At 65.0% G+C, this 16,082-nt stretch carries 15 protein-coding genes; 9 read left to right on the top strand and 6 right to left on the bottom strand.

The genetic code is table 11. The annotated features are described in order from the left end of the window. Window positions 1–5 precede the first annotated feature (5 nt). From C560_RS0101620 to C560_RS0101605, 4 genes are read right to left on the bottom strand one after another with little or no spacing between them, the layout of a single operon-like run. A complete protein-coding gene (locus C560_RS0101620; protein WP_026536880.1) occupies window positions 6–1,307 on the bottom strand; it encodes a protocatechuate 4,5-dioxygenase subunit alpha/beta in 1,302 nt (433 codons plus the stop codon). A gap of 1 nt (window position 1,308) precedes the next feature. Then, window positions 1,309–2,244 (bottom strand): amidohydrolase family protein, encoded by a 936-nt coding sequence (locus C560_RS0101615; RefSeq protein WP_043422252.1) that lies wholly within the window; start codon window positions 2,242–2,244, stop codon window positions 1,309–1,311. 2 nt (window positions 2,245–2,246) lie between these two features. After that, window positions 2,247–2,939: a 4-carboxy-4-hydroxy-2-oxoadipate aldolase/oxaloacetate decarboxylase gene (ligK, locus tag C560_RS0101610; RefSeq protein WP_197026086.1), complete on the bottom strand. Its 693-nt coding sequence runs from the start codon at window positions 2,937–2,939 to the stop codon at window positions 2,247–2,249. Between the two features lie 12 nt (window positions 2,940–2,951). Then, window positions 2,952–3,980 carry an amidohydrolase family protein gene (locus C560_RS0101605; protein WP_026536877.1) on the bottom strand — a complete coding sequence of 343 codons (1,029 nt, stop codon included), beginning with the start codon at window positions 3,978–3,980 and terminating at the stop codon, window positions 2,952–2,954. A gap of 146 nt (window positions 3,981–4,126) precedes the next feature. Here C560_RS0101605 and C560_RS0101600 point away from each other — a divergent pair, with 146 nt between their 5' ends. Further along, entirely contained in the window at window positions 4,127–5,038 is a 912-nt protein-coding gene (locus tag C560_RS0101600; protein ID WP_026536876.1) for a LysR family transcriptional regulator, read from the top strand. A 256-nt stretch (window positions 5,039–5,294) separates the two neighbouring features. Here C560_RS0101600 and C560_RS0101595 read toward each other — a convergent pair whose 3' ends face one another. After that, the gene (locus C560_RS0101595) at window positions 5,295–5,945 is read right to left on the bottom strand and encodes a nucleotidyltransferase domain-containing protein (RefSeq protein ID WP_026536875.1); all 651 of its coding nucleotides are present in this window, start codon (window positions 5,943–5,945) and stop codon (window positions 5,295–5,297) included. A gap of 652 nt (window positions 5,946–6,597) precedes the next feature. Next, window positions 6,598–8,361, bottom strand: a complete 1,764-nt coding sequence (locus C560_RS0101590; RefSeq protein WP_026536874.1) for an FAD-dependent oxidoreductase — start codon at window positions 8,359–8,361, stop codon at window positions 6,598–6,600. A 538-nt stretch (window positions 8,362–8,899) separates the two neighbouring features. Between C560_RS0101590 and C560_RS0101585 the strand changes: the two genes are divergently transcribed. From C560_RS0101585 to C560_RS0101550, 8 genes are all read left to right on the top strand, one after another. Further along, window positions 8,900–9,802: a LysR substrate-binding domain-containing protein gene (locus C560_RS0101585; RefSeq protein ID WP_026536873.1), complete on the top strand. Its 903-nt coding sequence runs from the start codon at window positions 8,900–8,902 to the stop codon at window positions 9,800–9,802. A 171-nt stretch (window positions 9,803–9,973) separates the two neighbouring features. Further along, complete coding sequence (locus C560_RS20990; protein ID WP_051532942.1) at window positions 9,974–11,359, top strand: MFS transporter; 1,386 nt, start codon at window positions 9,974–9,976, stop codon at window positions 11,357–11,359. Next, on the top strand, window positions 11,356–12,264 hold the full coding sequence (locus tag C560_RS0101575) for a shikimate dehydrogenase (RefSeq protein ID WP_081801584.1): 909 nt from the start codon (window positions 11,356–11,358) through the stop codon (window positions 12,262–12,264). Before C560_RS20990 ends, C560_RS0101575 begins: the two co-directional genes overlap by 4 nt. Before the next feature lie 2 nt (window positions 12,265–12,266). Beyond that, on the top strand, window positions 12,267–13,007 hold the full coding sequence (locus tag C560_RS0101570) for an SDR family NAD(P)-dependent oxidoreductase (protein ID WP_081801583.1): 741 nt from the start codon (window positions 12,267–12,269) through the stop codon (window positions 13,005–13,007). Between the two features lie 67 nt (window positions 13,008–13,074). Beyond that, the gene (locus C560_RS0101565; protein WP_026536870.1) at window positions 13,075–14,199 is read left to right on the top strand and encodes a Gfo/Idh/MocA family protein; all 1,125 of its coding nucleotides are present in this window, start codon (window positions 13,075–13,077) and stop codon (window positions 14,197–14,199) included. 9 nt (window positions 14,200–14,208) lie between these two features. Then, window positions 14,209–14,352, top strand: a complete 144-nt coding sequence (locus C560_RS23220) for a hypothetical protein (protein WP_155855703.1) — start codon at window positions 14,209–14,211, stop codon at window positions 14,350–14,352. A 13-nt stretch (window positions 14,353–14,365) separates the two neighbouring features. Beyond that, window positions 14,366–15,235 (top strand): sugar phosphate isomerase/epimerase family protein, encoded by an 870-nt coding sequence (locus tag C560_RS0101555; RefSeq protein ID WP_026536869.1) that lies wholly within the window; start codon window positions 14,366–14,368, stop codon window positions 15,233–15,235. Then, complete coding sequence (locus C560_RS0101550) at window positions 15,232–16,074, top strand: aldo/keto reductase (protein ID WP_026536868.1); 843 nt, start codon at window positions 15,232–15,234, stop codon at window positions 16,072–16,074. Before C560_RS0101555 ends, C560_RS0101550 begins: the two co-directional genes overlap by 4 nt. Window positions 16,075–16,082: the final 8 nt, after the last annotated feature.

The following is a 16,082-nucleotide window of genomic DNA, read 5'->3' as shown; positions in this document are numbered from 1 at the left end:
TGCGGTCAGTCGGTCGGGTTCGTGAGAACAAGGTGGCCGACGGCGGTGTTCGACGCCGGCACGTGGTAGAACCGGTGGTCAACAGAAGGCGCCTCGCCGCCGAACTGGTCGTCCATCGCGCCGCGCGCGATCAGCCAGTCGACGAGCTCGATGCCCTCGGAGCCCGCCTCATCGACGTACTCCATGTGATCCCACTCGGTCAGGCCCAGCGGGTCGGCGATGAGGTGGTCGAGGAACGCGTTGTCCCACTCCTCGTTGATGAGGCCGGCGCGCGGACCCTGGAGCTGGTGGCTCATGCCGCCGGTGCCCCAGATCTGCACGTTAAGCTCCGGGCCGTCCCACTTGTCAAGGGCGCGGCGAAGGGCCTTGCCGAGCTCGTAGCAGCGGCGGCCGGAAGGCACCGGATACTGCACCACGTTGACGGCCAGCGGGATGACCTTGCATGGCCACTCCTCGACGTCGCCGAAGACGAGCGAGAGCGGCACGGTGAGCCCGTGGTCCACGACCATCTCGTTGACGAGCGTGAGGTCGAAGTCGTCCTGGATGACCGACTGGGCGATGTGCGCGGCGAACTCCGGGTAGCCCTTCACGTCGGGCACAGGGCGGGGACCGTAGCCCTCGTCCGCGACCGGGTACTCTGCCCCGGTGCCGAGCACAAAGGTGGGGATGATCGACGAGTCGAAGGCCGTCGCGTGGTCGTTGTAGACGAGGATGACGACGTCGGGCGTATTCTCCTTGGCCCACCTGCGGGTCCACTCGTACCCGGAGAACACCTTCTTCCAGTACGGCTCCTCCGTTTTGCCGAGGTCCATCGCGGCACCGATCGCCGGGACATGCGAGGTGAACAGCGCCGACATGTACTTCGCCGGGGCGTTCTCGCGCATGGTCTCGGACTTCTCGCGCGGCGCCGGCGGGACCCAGCCGTCGAGGTCCTTGAGGCGGTTGCCCTCGGGGCGGCGTCCGCCGCCGATCATCATGTCGCGGTAGGCGGCCTCGGACATGCCAGTCATGGAGCCGGCCATCTGCTGGAAGCTCAGGCCGTGCGTGGCGCCGATCTTGCTCAGGAAGTAGATGTTGCCGCCCTCGGCCATCATGGCGTTGAGGTCCATGTCCAGCACAGCCTGGCGCTGCTTGGGCGAAAGGGGCCACTCATCGAGGTACGCCTCGCGGTCGGCCAGGTAGCGCTTGCGGTTCTCGGGCTTCATCAGCGACATCGAGAACTGGTTGAGGTGGTATCCCTTGCGGGCCATCTCCGCGTCGAAGATGATCGTGCCGGGAACGTCCTTGTACGGCTTGTCGAGTGCCATGTCATGCTCCTTCGGGCCAGTAGAGGCGGCGCGGGTTGTCCACGAGCAGCTTCTGCTGGAGCTCGGGCGTCGTCGCGATCTGTGGGATGTAGTCGACCAGCAGCCCGTCGTCGGGCATGTGGTCCTTGAGGTTGGGGTGGGGCCAATCGGTTCCCCACAGCACGCGGTCGGGGAACTCCTCGACCACGCGTCGGGCGAACGGCACCACGTCGGTGTAGGCGTGCTGTTCGCCGTCGAGAGCGTGCGGGCCGGTGACGGACAGGCGCTCTGGGCAGGAGACCTTGGTCCACACATTGGTGTTCTCGCGCATGAAGCGCAGGAACAGTGCGAACTCAGGGCCGTCCGGGTCCTTGGACACGTCGGGTCGGCCCATATGGTCGACGACGACGTCGGTCGGGATCGCAGAGAAGAAGTCGTAGAGCTCCGGCAGGTCCTCGGCCTCGAAGTAGATGACCACGTGCCAGCCGAGCGGCGCGATCTTCGCGACGATCTCCTCGAGCGAGTCGGTGGGCACCCGGTCGACGAGGCGCTTGACGAAGTTGAACCGGACCCCGCGGACGCCGGCCGCGTGCAGCTCGGCCAGCTGCTCCTCGGTCACGTCGCGGCGGACCGTGGCGACGCCGCGGGCGCGGCCGCCGCTGCGCTGCAGCGCATCGACCAGTGCCCGGTTGTCGGCGCCGTGGCAGGTCGCCTGGACGATCACGTTGCGGTCGAAGCCGAGGTGGTCGCGCAGCGCGAAGAGCTGCTCCGCCGAGGCATCGCACGGGGTGTACTTCCGCTCGGGGGCGTAAGGGAACTGCTTCCCGGGCCCGAACACGTGGCAGTGCGCGTCGACCGCGCCGGCCGGCAGGCGGAACGTGGGCTTGGTGGGGCCGTCGTACCAGTCGAGCCAGCCTGCAGACTTCTCGAAGCCACCCGTGGTGTCTCCGTGCGCCATGGTCACTTCTCCACGTACTCGAGGCCGGCGGCGGCGAGCGGCTCTCGCATGCCGTAGATATCCAGGCCCAAGACGCCCTCACGGAACTTCACGCGTTTGGCTTCCTCGTTATCCTCGCGCTTCTGGCTGGCGTCTGCCACCGCTCCGACAAGCTCGCGCGGGACAACCACGACGCCGTCGACGTCGGCCACGACCACGTCGCCAGGGTTCACCACAGCGTTCGCGACCACTACGGGGATGTTCACCGATCCGAGGGTGGCCTTGACCGTGCCTTTGGCGTTGACAGCGCGGGAGAACACCGGGAAATCCATCTTCTCCAGATCGGCGACGTCGCGGACGCCACCGTCGATCACCAAGCCCTTGCAGCCGCGGGCGGTCAGCGAGGTGGCGAGCAGCTCACCGAAGAAGCCGTCCTCGCTTTCGGTGGTGCAGCCAGCGACGATCACATCGCCTTCCTGCACCTGCTCGGCGGCGACGTGGAACATCCAGTTGTCACCAGGCTGTAGCAGCACGGTCACTGCCGGACCACAGAGCTTAGCGCCGGTGTAGGCCGGCCTGATGTAGGGGCGCAGGAGCCCGACTCGCCCCATCGCCTCGTGGATAGTGGCGACGCCGAACTGCGAAAGCCGTTTGACGTCCGTGGGATCCGGACGTTCGATGTTGGTGCGGACGATGCCGAGGTTGTTCAGTCGCAATTGATGGTCCTCTCAGAGTCCGCGCGCAGTAAGGGCGCGGTCAAGCCTTGGGTAGACACGACGGGCGTTGGCTTCGAACACCTGCGCGCGCTGCACGTCGTTCAGGTTCGTGGTGGCGTCGACGTACCGCTTGGTGTCGTCGAAGTAGTGTCCGCTGCGCGGGTCGACGTCGCGCACGGCGCCGATCATCTCGCTCGCGAAGAGAATGTTCTCGGTCGGGACGACCTTGGTAAGAAGGTCGATGCCCGGCTGGTGGTACACGCAGGTGTCGAAGAACACGTTGTTCAGCAGGTGCTCCTCGATTACGGGCTTGCCCAGCGCCATTGCGAGCCCACGGAAGCGCCCCCAGTGGTAGGGAACGGCGCCGCCGCCGTGAGGGATTACGAGCTTCAACTCGGGGAAGTCGCGGAACAGATCGCCCTGGAGTAATTGCATGAACGCGGTGGTGTCGGCGTTGAGGTAGTGCGCTCCGGTCGTGTGGAAGGCCGGGTTGCACGACGTGCTGACGTGCACCATCGCCGGGATCTCGTACTCGACGAGTTTCTCGTATATCGGGTACCACGAGCGATCGGTCAGCGGCGGGGACGTCCAGTTGCCGCCGGACGGGTCGGGGTTGAGGTTCACGGTGACGGCGCCGAGTTCCTCGACGGCACGAGTAAGCTCGGCAACGCTCGTCGCGGGATCCGTGCCGGGGGACTGGGGGAGCATCGCCCCCATTAGGAAGCGTTCGGGGTAGAGCTCGCTGACGCGGGCGCACAGGTCGTTGCAGATCCGTGCCCAGGTCTCGCTCACAGCGAGGTCTCCGATGTGGTGCGCCATGAACGAGGCGCGAGGGCTGAATACGGTGACGTCGCTGCCGCGCTCGTTCATGAGCTTGAGCTGGTTGGCCTCGATGGTCTCACGGATGTCGTCATCGCTGATGCGCAGGGTCGCAGGGTCAGGAGCGTCCGCGCGTCCTTCAGTGAATGCGATCTGCAGATCACGCCAGGCTCCAAGCTGTTTTGGAGCTGTGGTGTAGTGGCCGTGGATGTCGATAATCACGCGTGTCGTCCTTGTCACTGAGTGTATGCGGTGCGAGAGCAGCTGCACTTCGTTGGATCAGTGCTGCCCCAAAACTGACTTTAGGGGTGTTTGCCACTGCGGTCCAATAGATATGCAAAGGCAGAGCCATAGATAGGATCTATGGCATGACGTTCACCGACCTCAACCAGATCCGGACATTCGTCACGCTCTACGAGCTGCGCAGCGTTACGGGCGCCGCCAGGCGACTGCACGTGACACAGCCCACGGTCAGCTATTCCCTGAAGCGGCTCAGGGAGCGGTTCGGCGACGAGCTGTTCCGTCGCGAAGGAAACGACATGGTGCCGACCGCGAAGGCGACGCAACTGTTTGGGCCCCTACACAACGCCTTGGCACAAATAGACGCGACCGTCATGGGATCGGACGTGTTCGAACCGACCGGATTCAGCGGCGAACTCGTCCTCGGACTCACCTCGATCGGCGAGCAGACGTTCCTCCCACCGATCATGACCGCCCTCGGGCGGGCCGGCGCCGATCCGCGAATACAGGTAGAACGGCTCGATTCGGACGAGGTCGAGAGCGGGCTAATCCGCGGCACCATCGATCTGGCATTGACCGTGTCGCGGATCGCCACACCGCGGCTGTGGAGGACGCACGTGCGTTCGGTCGAATACGTGGCTCTGTCGTCCGGGTCGCATCCACTGCCCGCGACCGGACCTGACATGTTCGAGGGGAGGCGCTTTGTGCGGGTCTCCGCCCGTGGCGGGCACGTCTATCCTTTGCAGGCGCTGACCGAACACGACTTGATGTCCCAGGTCGTGCTGACCATGGAGGAATACGGCACCGTGCCCGCCGTGCTCGAGGCGACGGATCTGGTCGTCTTGCTGCCTCGACATGTAGCGGGGGTGTTTTGTGGCTGGTTCCCCCGCCTTCGCATCGCCGAGCTGCCCTGGCCCGGGCAGAGCACACCAGTGGAGTTGTACACGCGGCGCGAGGCCAGCCTCTCGCAGGCGCAGCGATGGTTCCGCTCGCTGGTGCTTGATGCGGTTGCGGCGGATGAATACAAGTCGAAGTCATAGGCGTCTGAGGGCGTCTCAAAATCGGACAGGCCGCTCACGCTGCATCGGCGTGACTGAAGAGGTCGGTGGGGACGGTGAGACCCGGTGTCGCCAGTCGACCTCGAGATTGTCTGGCAGCATGACGAGGTTCTTGGAGAAGGCCCGACCACGTCCTGCAGGGTGCTGCCACTAGCTCTTGAGAATCGGCTGGATCGTAGGCCACCTCACCGACGCGACACAGGCAGGCTGCCCATCGCCGGCAGGCCCAAGCGGAGCGCTAGCGTTTCGTCCTGTTCCAGCTGGCCTTACCCGGAGCGAACGGGCTACGCACATGGATCGACCATGACGAGTGCGGGTGGATCGTCAGAATCGCGTGCTCCCACCAGGCGCGGGCTTCGTTAGAGAGCTCCGGTAGAACCGCATCCTTGTCGGCGTCGTCCTCCGGACGGGGACGCAGCGCCTTCCAGACCAGCTGCACCTCGGGCGCCCCGGTCGGAATGCCGTCGACGTCGATCACTGCACGATCCCACGGCAGTTGCAGCCGGGGATCTCGTCGATAGACCCACACGCTATCCGTACCGTCCTCGACGTTGACCTGCAGTACCCATGCGCCCGTTGCGTCGTCATGGATACGGATCGGCTGCAGATCGGCGTCCATATCAGCCTCTGCCCAGGGGAGAACGCCGTCGCCTGACGGAGCCCACGCGCTAAACGGCGCCGGCAAGTCCTGCACCACTTGGGGCAGGTCGGTGATCGTCGTGCTGACATCGATATTGTCGTGCTCGCGAGTGTTAGTGCCGAGCCAGTGGTCGAGCGCCACCCCTCCGGACAACCACCAACGCGCCGATGACGGCCCGAGCAGCTCCGCCACGACTCGCAGGGGCAGGGGTTCCCAGCGCGTCGCGAGGTTGGGTGTGGATGAGGCCATGGCTCAAGGTTACCCGTGGGCGGCGGTGGTTTGTCGAAATGGCAAGGGGATCGAATAGGAAACCTGCGGGAGCAAACGATCCAACAAGGAATTCAGGCTCCAGCGCCTGAACGCCGTCACCGCCGCAAAGGCCCACCTGTCCTGCCAAAATGCGGAATTGGTTCATGGGACGGGAGTCGTCAGCTACTTACACTCCCGTACTTTCAACGCCGATGATGGACCTTCCGTCAAGCTATCGCGGTTTAAGCAAACAGATAGCGGCGAATCCGGCCGGGAGGGATACGCTCTTTAGCGCCGCCACATCAGGAACGCCCGACGGCGGTAGTGCCCGCCGTCGGGCGTTCCTGGGGCTAATTAGGGAAACCAAGCGCTTGGTATCAGAGCGCGGGGAGGCTGCCGGCGCTCCTGGCTACCCTTAAGTAGATTCCTCCAGCGACCGGGAGCAGGGCATCTCCGGCGGCCGTCAGTTCCTCCGGGCGGGCGCTGCCTGGAATAGCCCGACACCCGTAGCGCGTTCCAGAGCTGGCGGGTTGTTAGGCTGAGCGGCTGCTCTGCCGTGCACAACCGGGTCACGGATTCGGCGGAGGGCACTTCCTGACGCCGCAACAACGGCCTCCAGCAACCGGATTCCCGTTACTCCCGCTCTCGAGCACTAGAGTGCCTTATATTCCTCCAGACTAGCCGCGGCCTGGGCTGTGGCGGCCGCGTGGCGGGCCGCCTGCCAGCCGAAGGTCATGCCGGAGCCGACCTGCACGCCTGCGCCGGGGTATTCCGAGCCCATGACCGACGCGGCGTCGTTTCCAGCGGCATAGAGTCCGGCCACCGGGTTGCCCTGGGTATCAAGTGCCTGCCCGTTTCCGTCGGTGAGCACCCCGTAGGCGGTGGCCAGCGGTGTGGGCACGACGGCCATCGCATAAAAGGGCGCCTTCAGCAGCGGCCCGATGTTCGGGTTCGGCCCATGCTCCGGGTCCCCGGCCACCTGACCGAAGAGCAGCTCGCCCTTGTGGAAGTCCTCATCCACGCCGGTGGCGGCAAATCCGTTGTAGCGCTGCACGGTCGACTCCAAGCCAGCGGCATCCACGCCGATCTGCGCCGCTAAGCCGGTGAGGGTCTCTGCCTCGTAGAGATAACCGTCCTTGATGTAGCGCCGCAGTGCCGCACGCGGCAGGTGGGGCATCGTGATCATGCCCAGCCCGTACTTTGCCAAGGTCCGCGAGTCCACGACCAGCCAGGCCGGCACCGCGGCGGCGTCCGGGGAGGCGAACATGGCCCGCACGAAACGGTGGTAGGAACAGGATTCGTCCACGAATCGCAAGCCGTTAGAGTCCACGGCGATCACGCCGGGACGGGCACGGTCCCAGATGTGCGGGAAGACCACGCGAGAACCGTCCCTTCGTCGTCCGATGGAACTGGGGAACCACAGTGCGTTTTCCCCGTTATCCCTGGCCAGCGTGGCACCGGCCTCCCTGGCCAGGGACAGCGTGTCTCCGGTGGACCCTTCCCCGGCCCGCGAGTAGAGCGGCGTGGGGGAAGGCAGCAACTTCTTGCGCATTTCAGCGTTTTGGGCGAAGCCGCCGGCGGCGAGCACCACGCCTTGGCGGGAACGGATGCGCAGACGCCTGCCGTTCTGCACAGCCACCGCACCGACAACACGGTCCCCGTCCTTAAGTAGTTGGGTGGTTTGCGCACCGTAAAGGAATTCCACCCCGCGCTTGCGCGATTCGTGGAACATGCGGGCCACAAGCCCGTTGCCCATCACCAGACGCGTGCCTCGCGGACGGGTGAGCCGGTCAAGTGCCCACCGCAGGCCGAGTTGTGCAGCCAGAGCCACGGCCTTGCCACGCTCAGCCAGCGAGCCGTTGTAGAGCTTGAGCAAGGCGGACACGTCCGCGCGGCGCAACATGAGGGTCCCGCCCAGAAGAGCGAACTCAGGTACCGGCGGACGGACACGGCCGAAGTCGGCCTTGTCCAGCAGGCGCCCGTCGAAGGGGTCCGGTTCCAATGCGCGTCCGGTCTTACCAGTCTCGGGCAGTTCGGAGTGGTAGTCGACCACGGCAGGGGAGCGACGGAAGGTGACGCCGAGGTCATGCATCGCGTCCAGCATCTTCGGCGCGGCGTCCAGATAGGCGAGCCAGCCTTCACGCGGGGCCTTGCCGCTCACCACGGCATCCAGATAGCGTGCGGCGCGGTCGTGATCGTCCAGGATTCCGTCTTCACGCTGGAATCGGTTGTTGGGCACCCAACAAGTCCCGGCCGAGTACGCGGTGGTTCCCCCGAGGAATTCGGTTTTTTCCAAGACCAGGACTTCCGAGCCCTGGGCCGCGGCGGTCAACGCCGCTGAAAGCCCCGCCGCTCCAGTACCGAGCACCAGAAGGTCCACTTCCCGATCCCAATTGTCCGACAGGGGCGTTTTCATGTTTCTCCTTCGCGCACATCTGTGTGCGTCACGTGCTGTATGTCCTCCTCATTATGGGCGCCATACAATGTAGCGTCTATGACTAATTAGGTTACTGATTATGTGCAAAACAAGAATAGTCTGGGTCTGACGCGCTGGACCGACATGCCGCGGTCGTACCGGAACGAGCAACCTGGCACCAACAGATCGTTTCGGAGCCGCTGGTTTCTGAAGAGGTAAATCCCGAGTGACTCATCGGTGTGGTTGGACCGCCGACGCCCGCGTCCGAGGACGGTGCTATGTGGCCATTTCTAAACCGGGGGCTTTGGACGAGACGACCCGCGGAGGAGATCCGACCCAGTCACTTTTGAGGCGCTCCCGTGCACATTTTCGGACGCCGATAATGGACTTTCGTTAATTTGAGGCGGGGGAGTGCCTAGCATCACCGGATTCGTTCGGCGCTGGAAGCCACGCTGGGCTCAATCCCAATACGACTCGATGCCAGGGAGGGCAGCACGCTGTCAGTTCGATGTTCAGGTAGAGGGTACATTCTGAAGACATGACAGAGATCCGTTGGCTGGAAGCGTTCGTTGCGGTGGCCGAAGAACTGCACTTCGGGCGTGCTGCTCAGCGCCTGCACACTTCACAGTCCCCGCTGAGCCAGACGATCCGGAAGCTTGAGGCTGATTTGGGGACGCGCCTTTTTGAGCGCAACACCCGAAGCGTGGCCTTAACGCCGGCGGGGTATGCCCTCCTGCCGCGCGCGTACCGTGTGTTGCGTGAGATGCGGCTGGCAAGGGAGGCGGCCCAGGCCGAGGTTGAGGGCATCCGGGGCAACATCAGAATCGGATTCTCCGGAGCTGTGAACCACCTGACCCTCCCGCCGCTGACCCGTGCCGTGCGCCGGCGTCACCCCGACATCAAAATGGACCTCACGAGCCGTGTGCGCACGGCCGACGGGTTAGCCAGCGTCGCGAACGGCACCCTGGACGTTGCCTTCGTGGGCCTTCCCGATACTCCGGTTCCCTCGGTGATGACGCGGTTGGTCGCAAGGGAGGAAATCGGGGCGGTGCTCCCGCTGGATCATCCGCTGGCGCAGGAAAAGTCCATACCGTTGCAGGCTCTGGCGGCCGATGACTTCATCTCTCCGCCGCTGGATGGCTCGTCCTCCATGGCCGAAGTGATGCTCGCCTCGTGTATGGCGGCCGGCTTCCGCCCCCGCATAGTCCAGGAACTATCGGACCCCTACATGGTGCTGACCTTCGTGGCCGCCGGCGTGGGGGTCACCCTCATGAGCAGCGGGATAGCCGGGATCATCCCGTCCGGCGCAACCTACGTGGCGTTGGATCCCCCGAAGCACTTCATGAATCACGCCATTGCATGGTCCGAGGAGAATGATTCCGCCGTGCTGGCGGCTGTGCTCGCCGTCGTCGAAGAGATCTTTCCTGAGATCCCCAACTGACCGCCGCCTAATATAGTCGAATTGCAGCATAGTGATAGATCATTTTAGTCGTGGACTAACTAAGTGATGGCAGCCACACTGGATGGAGAAGCCGCATAGTGCGGCAAACCGTTTCGCAGTCGGCCCACTCGAGGAGCCCCCGAGACGGTGCCGTTACCTGAAGGGAACACCATGTCAGTGTCGACATCGGCGCCAGCACGCCCCAAGAATAATGCGAAGATCGCAGCCGTTTCGGGGTTCGTGGGGAGCGCACTTGAGTACTACGACTTCTTTATCTTCGGCTCGGCGGCAGCGCTGATTTTCGGCAAGCTGTTCTTCGCCCCCGGTCCTTCCGCGATGCTCTTGTCCTTTGCAACAGTTGGCGTCGCGTACATCGCCCGTCCGCTGGGGGCAGTGATCTGCGGACACCTCGGCGACAAGTTTGGCCGCAAGAAGGTCCTGCTGCTTACTCTGCTGCTGATGGGCGCGTCCACCTTCCTGATCGGTTGCCTGCCCACGTACAACGACATTGGAATGGCAGCGCCAATCCTCATTGTGGCTCTCCGGCTTCTGCAGGGGCTCTCCGCCGGCGGCGAATCGCCGGGGTCAAGCTCCCTGACCCTTGAGCACGCCCCTGAGAGGAAGCGCGCCTTCTACACGAGCTGGACGATGAGCGGCATCATGTTCGGGATCGTGCTCTCCACGCTGGTGTTCATTCCCGTGGCATCCATGCCCGAGGACCAACTGCTGGCCTGGGGCTGGCGTATCCCCTTCTTGGCCAGTGCAGTGGTGACCGTCATCGCCTTTGTGCTCCGGCGCCTCCTGGAAGAGCCGCCGGTATTCGCCGAGGTCAAAGCGCACGACGAAGTGGTCAAGGTTCCCCTCGTCACCCTGTTCCGGCACCACTGGGTCACCGTTATCCGTGTGACTGCCATGTCGATGTTTACGATCATCAACACCATCATCAACGTCTTCGCATTGTCCTATGCCACGTCCGTCGTCGGCGTCGAAAAGGGCCTGATGCTGACAGTGATCGCCGTGGCCAACCTCGCCGCAGTGGCCATGGGCCCGCTGGCCGGCATCCTCTCCGACCGCATTGGCCGTAAGCCCGTCTTCGTCACCGGCCAGGTGCTGCAGATAGTGATGATCTTCGTGTTCTTCTCGGCCCTGTCAGCGGCAAATGTTCCGCTGATCTTCGTGACCGGCATCCTTCTGATCGGAGTTGCGTACACCGGGTCGAATTCCATCTACCCCGCTTACTTCCCGGAACAGTTCCCGGTCAAGGTCCGGTACTCCGGTATGGCCATCAGCCTCATGTTCGGCCTGCTCCTGGCAGGATTCGCACCGGTCATTTCCGAGCTGCTGATCGGTGGCGACAAAGCCAACTGGGTTCCGGTTGCAACGTTCGCGGCCGTGGCCTGCGCCATCTCCGCCGTCGCAGCACTGCTGGCACCCGAGACGTTCAAGACTCCGACCGCCCTGCTGGGACTGAAAAAATCCGACGTACGGCGCCACGCGGCGTCGTCCATCACCCCGGAAGACGCTTCCGGCGCAGTTGCCCAGAAGGTACGGGCATGAGCCAGCAAACCCTGGCGGGCACCCTGGCGTTCCGCCCGGGGGAAGCCGATATCAGCCATCGCTTCGTGGTGGGTTTGCTCGGTTCCGGCATCCGCGGATCCCTCACCCCGGGCCTGCACGAAGGCGAGGCCGATAGGCTTGGTCTCGCCTACACGTACCGCGTCATCGATCTCGACGCTATCGGACAACCTGCCGAAAGGTCCGCGGCGCTGGTGCGGCATGCGGCCGATCTCGGCTTCGACGGCCTGAACGTCACCCACCCGAGCAAGCAACTGGTCCAGGACGGCGTGGACGAACTTTCGCCAGAAGCCCGAATCCTTGGTGCCGTCAACACCATCACCTTCCACGACGGCAAGGCCGTGGGCCACAACACGGACCACACTGGTTTCACCGAAGGCCTCAAGGCCGGCCTTCCGTCGGCCTCGACGGACTCCGTGGTGCAGATTGGTGCGGGCGGAGCCGGAGCGGCAGTGGCCTTTGGGCTACTCAGCACCGGAACCCGGCACCTGGTCATCGCCGACATCGAACCGGCCCGGGCGGAGGCCCTGGCCGCCCGGCTCGCCCCGCACTTTCCGGGCAGCCAGCTGTCAGTGACCCGGATCGATGCCGTCGCCGGACGCATCCGGGACGCCGACGGGATGGTGAACTCAACGCCGATCGGCATGACGGGTCACCCCGGTATGCCCGTGGATCCCGACCTGCTCCACTCCGGGCTGTGGGTAGCGGACGTGATCTACCGGCCGCTCGAAACCGAACTGATCAAGGCAGCCCGCGGCAAGGGCTGCGCCGTCCTCGACGGCGGACGCATGGTGGTGGGTCAGGCCGCCGCCGCCTTCGAGCTCTTCACCGGAATCCCCGCAGATGCCGAGCGCATGCTGGCCGCGTTTCGACAGGCGGTCAGCTAGCTATGGATTCCCAGGTACCGAGCACCATCGCCGAGTCACGCTGCCTGGTGGTCGGGGCAGCCAGCGGCATCGGGTTTGCGACGGCGGCACGCCTCCGGGCGTCCGGCGCCGCGGTGGTAGGGGCGGACCTGCCCTCGGCCACCTGGCCCGCCGAACCGGGCACCTCATCACTCGCCATGGACGTCACCGATCCCGCATCGGTTGCGGCGGCCGTCTCCGCGGCGGCGTTGGAGTTGGGAGGGCTCGACGCGGTGGTGAACTGCGCCGGCATCCTGGGACCGGTGGCCCCGGCAGCCGCGACCTCAGTCGAAGACTTCGAACGCATCATGAAGATCAACCTGACGGGAGCGTTCATTCTCTCGCAGGCTGTCCTGCCGCGGATGGCCGAAGCAGGCTACGGGCGGCTGCTCCATATCTCCTCGACGGCGGGCAAGGAAGGCGTAGTCAACATGCCCGCCTACTCAGCCAGCAAGGCCGGGATCCTCGGCTTGGTCAAGTCACTCGCCAAGGAGTTCGCGCTTTCCGGCGTCACCGTCAACGCCCTCGCCCCGGGCAACGTGGTGACCCCGCTCTTCGCTGAAGTGCCGAAAGAACAGCAGGCGGCCCAGGCCGCCAAGATCCCCATGGGCAGGTTCGGGACGCCCGCCGAAGCGGCCGCCCTCATCGAATTCATCGTTTCACCGGCGGCCTCCTACACCACCGGCTCCGTCTTCGACCTGTCGGGCGGCCGGGCCACCTACTAGCCCCGCGCCAGCCTCGGCCGGACCGCACCACACTTTCCCACCAGCACCAGAAAGATGGCACCCGTTGATGACCACCCCATCACTTGTCACCGCCCGCCCCCTTCGCATCGGAATCGCAGGCTGCGGGGCGATCTCCCGGAACCACCTCGAGGCTTTCCGCGCCCTTGACGACACCGTCATTGTGGGTGTCTGCGACATCGACCTCCAGCGCGCCAAGGACACCGCCGAAGCCTGGGAAATCCCTGCAGCCCTCGACACCATCCAGGGGCTCCTAGGGCTGGATCTCGACATCATCTCTGTCTGCACCCCGCACCCCGCCCACGAGGACGTGGTGCTCCAGGCCGCCGCCGCAGGAGTCCACGTGCTCTGCGAAAAGCCCATCGCCACTGACCTGGCATCCGCAGAGCGCATGGTAAAAGCCTGCGATCACGCCGGCGTGAAGCTGGGTGTTCTCTTCCAGCGGCGGTTCTGGCCGGCCGCCCAGCGCATCCGCGCAGCGATCGACGACGGCACCCTGGGCCAGCCCATCATGGGCCAGTGCTCGGTGATGCTGCACCGCCAACCGGAGTACTACTCCCGCGACGCCTGGCGCGGGACCTGGGCCAACGACGGTGGCGGGGTGCTGATGACCCAGGCCATCCACTACATCGACCTGCTGCAGTGGTTCATGGGAGACGTGGCCGAGGTCTACGGGAAAATCAACACCTACAAGCACGGCGAGCACATCGAAGTGGAAGACTCAGCGACCGCCGTCATCACGTTCACCTCCGGCGCCATGGCCACCCTCGAAGCGTCGACGGCGGTCTCCCCGAGTCTGGGCGTGCAGATCCGGGTCACGGGGGAAACCGGAGCCTCCGCTTCCCTGACCGAATTCCCGGAAGGCAGCGACGGGCGCGTGGACCTGTGGGCCGTTGACGGAGCCATCAGCACCGAGCCCGTCTACCCTGAAGGAGTTGACCCGAACGTCAGCCTCACCACGATCAACGGCCAGCTCATCCCGTACCACACCGCCCAAGTCCGCGATTTTGTCCGGAGTATGCGCGGCGGCGGTGAACCGGCGGTCACCGGCCAAGACGCGACGAAAGCCCTACGCATATTGCTGGCGGTCTACGAGTCATCCCGTACAGGTCTTCCAGTCCGCTTCGCCCCGCTGCCTGAAAGCACACGACCCCTCGCACAGATTGTCGGCTAAGGAACAGCCATGGAACAGAACACACGCTTCGCCGCCCGCCCCCTGACACTGGGCCGCAACGGCCGCACCCCACGAACCCTCCGCTACGACGCAGCACAGCGGATCGCCTCTCTCCTGACCGCAGGCGCCACCCCACACAACGAACTGTCCTGAACGGAGCACAATCATGACCGGAACCGCACACAGGCCCATCGGTCTGGCCCAGCTGTCCCTGCTGAACACCGCCCCGCCTGAATTGGTGGGAATCGCCGCCCAGGCAGGCTTCGATTTCATCGGCGCTCGGGTGCGCCCAGTGACGCCCACGGAACGGCCTTACAACCTCCAGCCAGGCTCACCGATGCTCCGCGACACATTGTCCAGGATGCAGGACACCGGAGTGACCGTCCGGGATATCGAATTCCTGCTGCTCGACGGCAGCGACCAGCGCGAAGCATGGCTGCGCATGATGGAAGCGGGCCAGGCCCTGGGGGCAAGCTCCCTCACCGTGGCCGGTGCCGACCCCGACAGCGCCCGACTGATCGGCACGCTGGCCCGGATGGCCGAGGACGGCCGCGGATTCGGGATCACCCCCACTCTGGAAGCGATCTCCTACCAGCCCGTCGCCTCGATCGCCCAGGCCGCGGACATCGCCCGCCAGGCCGGCTGCCGAATCGTGGTGGACACCCTGCACTTCAATCGCTACAACGGTCCGGGCGCAGCCGCCCAGTGGGAGGAACTGCGCGCCAACAGAGACCTGGTGCCGCTCCTTCAGCTGTGTGACGGCCCGGCGGAACGACCAGGCAACCGCGAGACGCTTGTCATCGAATCCCGCTCGGAGCGGGGCGTTCCGGGCGAGGGCGAGTTCGGCCTCGTGGCGGCGGTTGCCGCACTTCCGGCCAGCCTTCCGGTCAGTGCGGAGACACCCTCGGACCGGCGCGTGGCGGAACTGGGCGAGCTCGGCTGGGCGCGCCTGCTCAAATCAGGGGTGGACGCCGTGCTGACCCAGGCCGACAGCACCCCGCTCAGCGGAAATCTTGACACGGCAGGTGCGAAATGAGCGGCACCATTGCAGAGACCACGACGACGACGATCCTCGCGCCGGACGTCCGCATGCCGCTCATCGGCCTGGGAACTTGGCCCCTGACGGGTGAAGACGCCGCCGCGACGGTGAACCAAGCCATAAACAACGGCTACCGGCACATCGACACGGCCGAGAACTACGCCAACGAGGCCGCCGTGGGGGAGGGCATCCGCCGCAGCGGCATCGACCGCGGGGACCTGTTCCTCACCACCAAGTTCAACACCCAATGGCACAGCCAGAACGGAGTGCGGGATGCCTTCGGCCAGGCGGTGCGGCGGCTCGGAACCGACTATCTGGATCTGTTCCTGGTTCACTGGCCCAACCCGGTCCAGGGGCGATTCGTTGAAGCCTGCGAAGGGCTGCAGCAGCTGGTGGACGATGGCTCCATCCGGGCCTGGGGTGTATCCAACTTCAAGCCCGAGCATCTGCGGCTTGTGCAGGCCACCGGGCTGCAGGTCCCGCTGAACCAGGTGCAGATCGACCCCGAGTACGGCCAGCCCGGGCAGCTTGCCTACCACCGCCAACATGGCATAATCACCGCGGCATACAGTCCGCTTGGGCGCAACGGCGTTTTCCTCCATCATCCTGCCGTGACCGGCCCCGCCCGGGACCTGGGCAGGACACCGGCTCAGATAGTGCTGCGCTGGCACGTGCAGCACGGCCGTGTGGCCGTCCCCAAGTCCGCGGACTACGAGCGTCAGCGCGAGAACCTGGACGTCTTCAGCTTCGAGCTGACCCCCCCACAACTCGACGCGATTGACGCATTAGAAACCGGTGCGGCGCCGCGCCTGGACTCCGACAACTACTTCCACTGAGAAAGCTT

The sequence above is a fragment of the Arthrobacter sp. 9MFCol3.1 genome, assembly GCF_000620385.1.
Classification (GTDB): Bacteria; Actinomycetota; Actinomycetes; order Actinomycetales; family Micrococcaceae; genus Arthrobacter.
The sequence above is the reverse complement of the archived record's forward strand: the minus strand, read 5'-3'. Positions and strand labels throughout refer to the sequence as shown.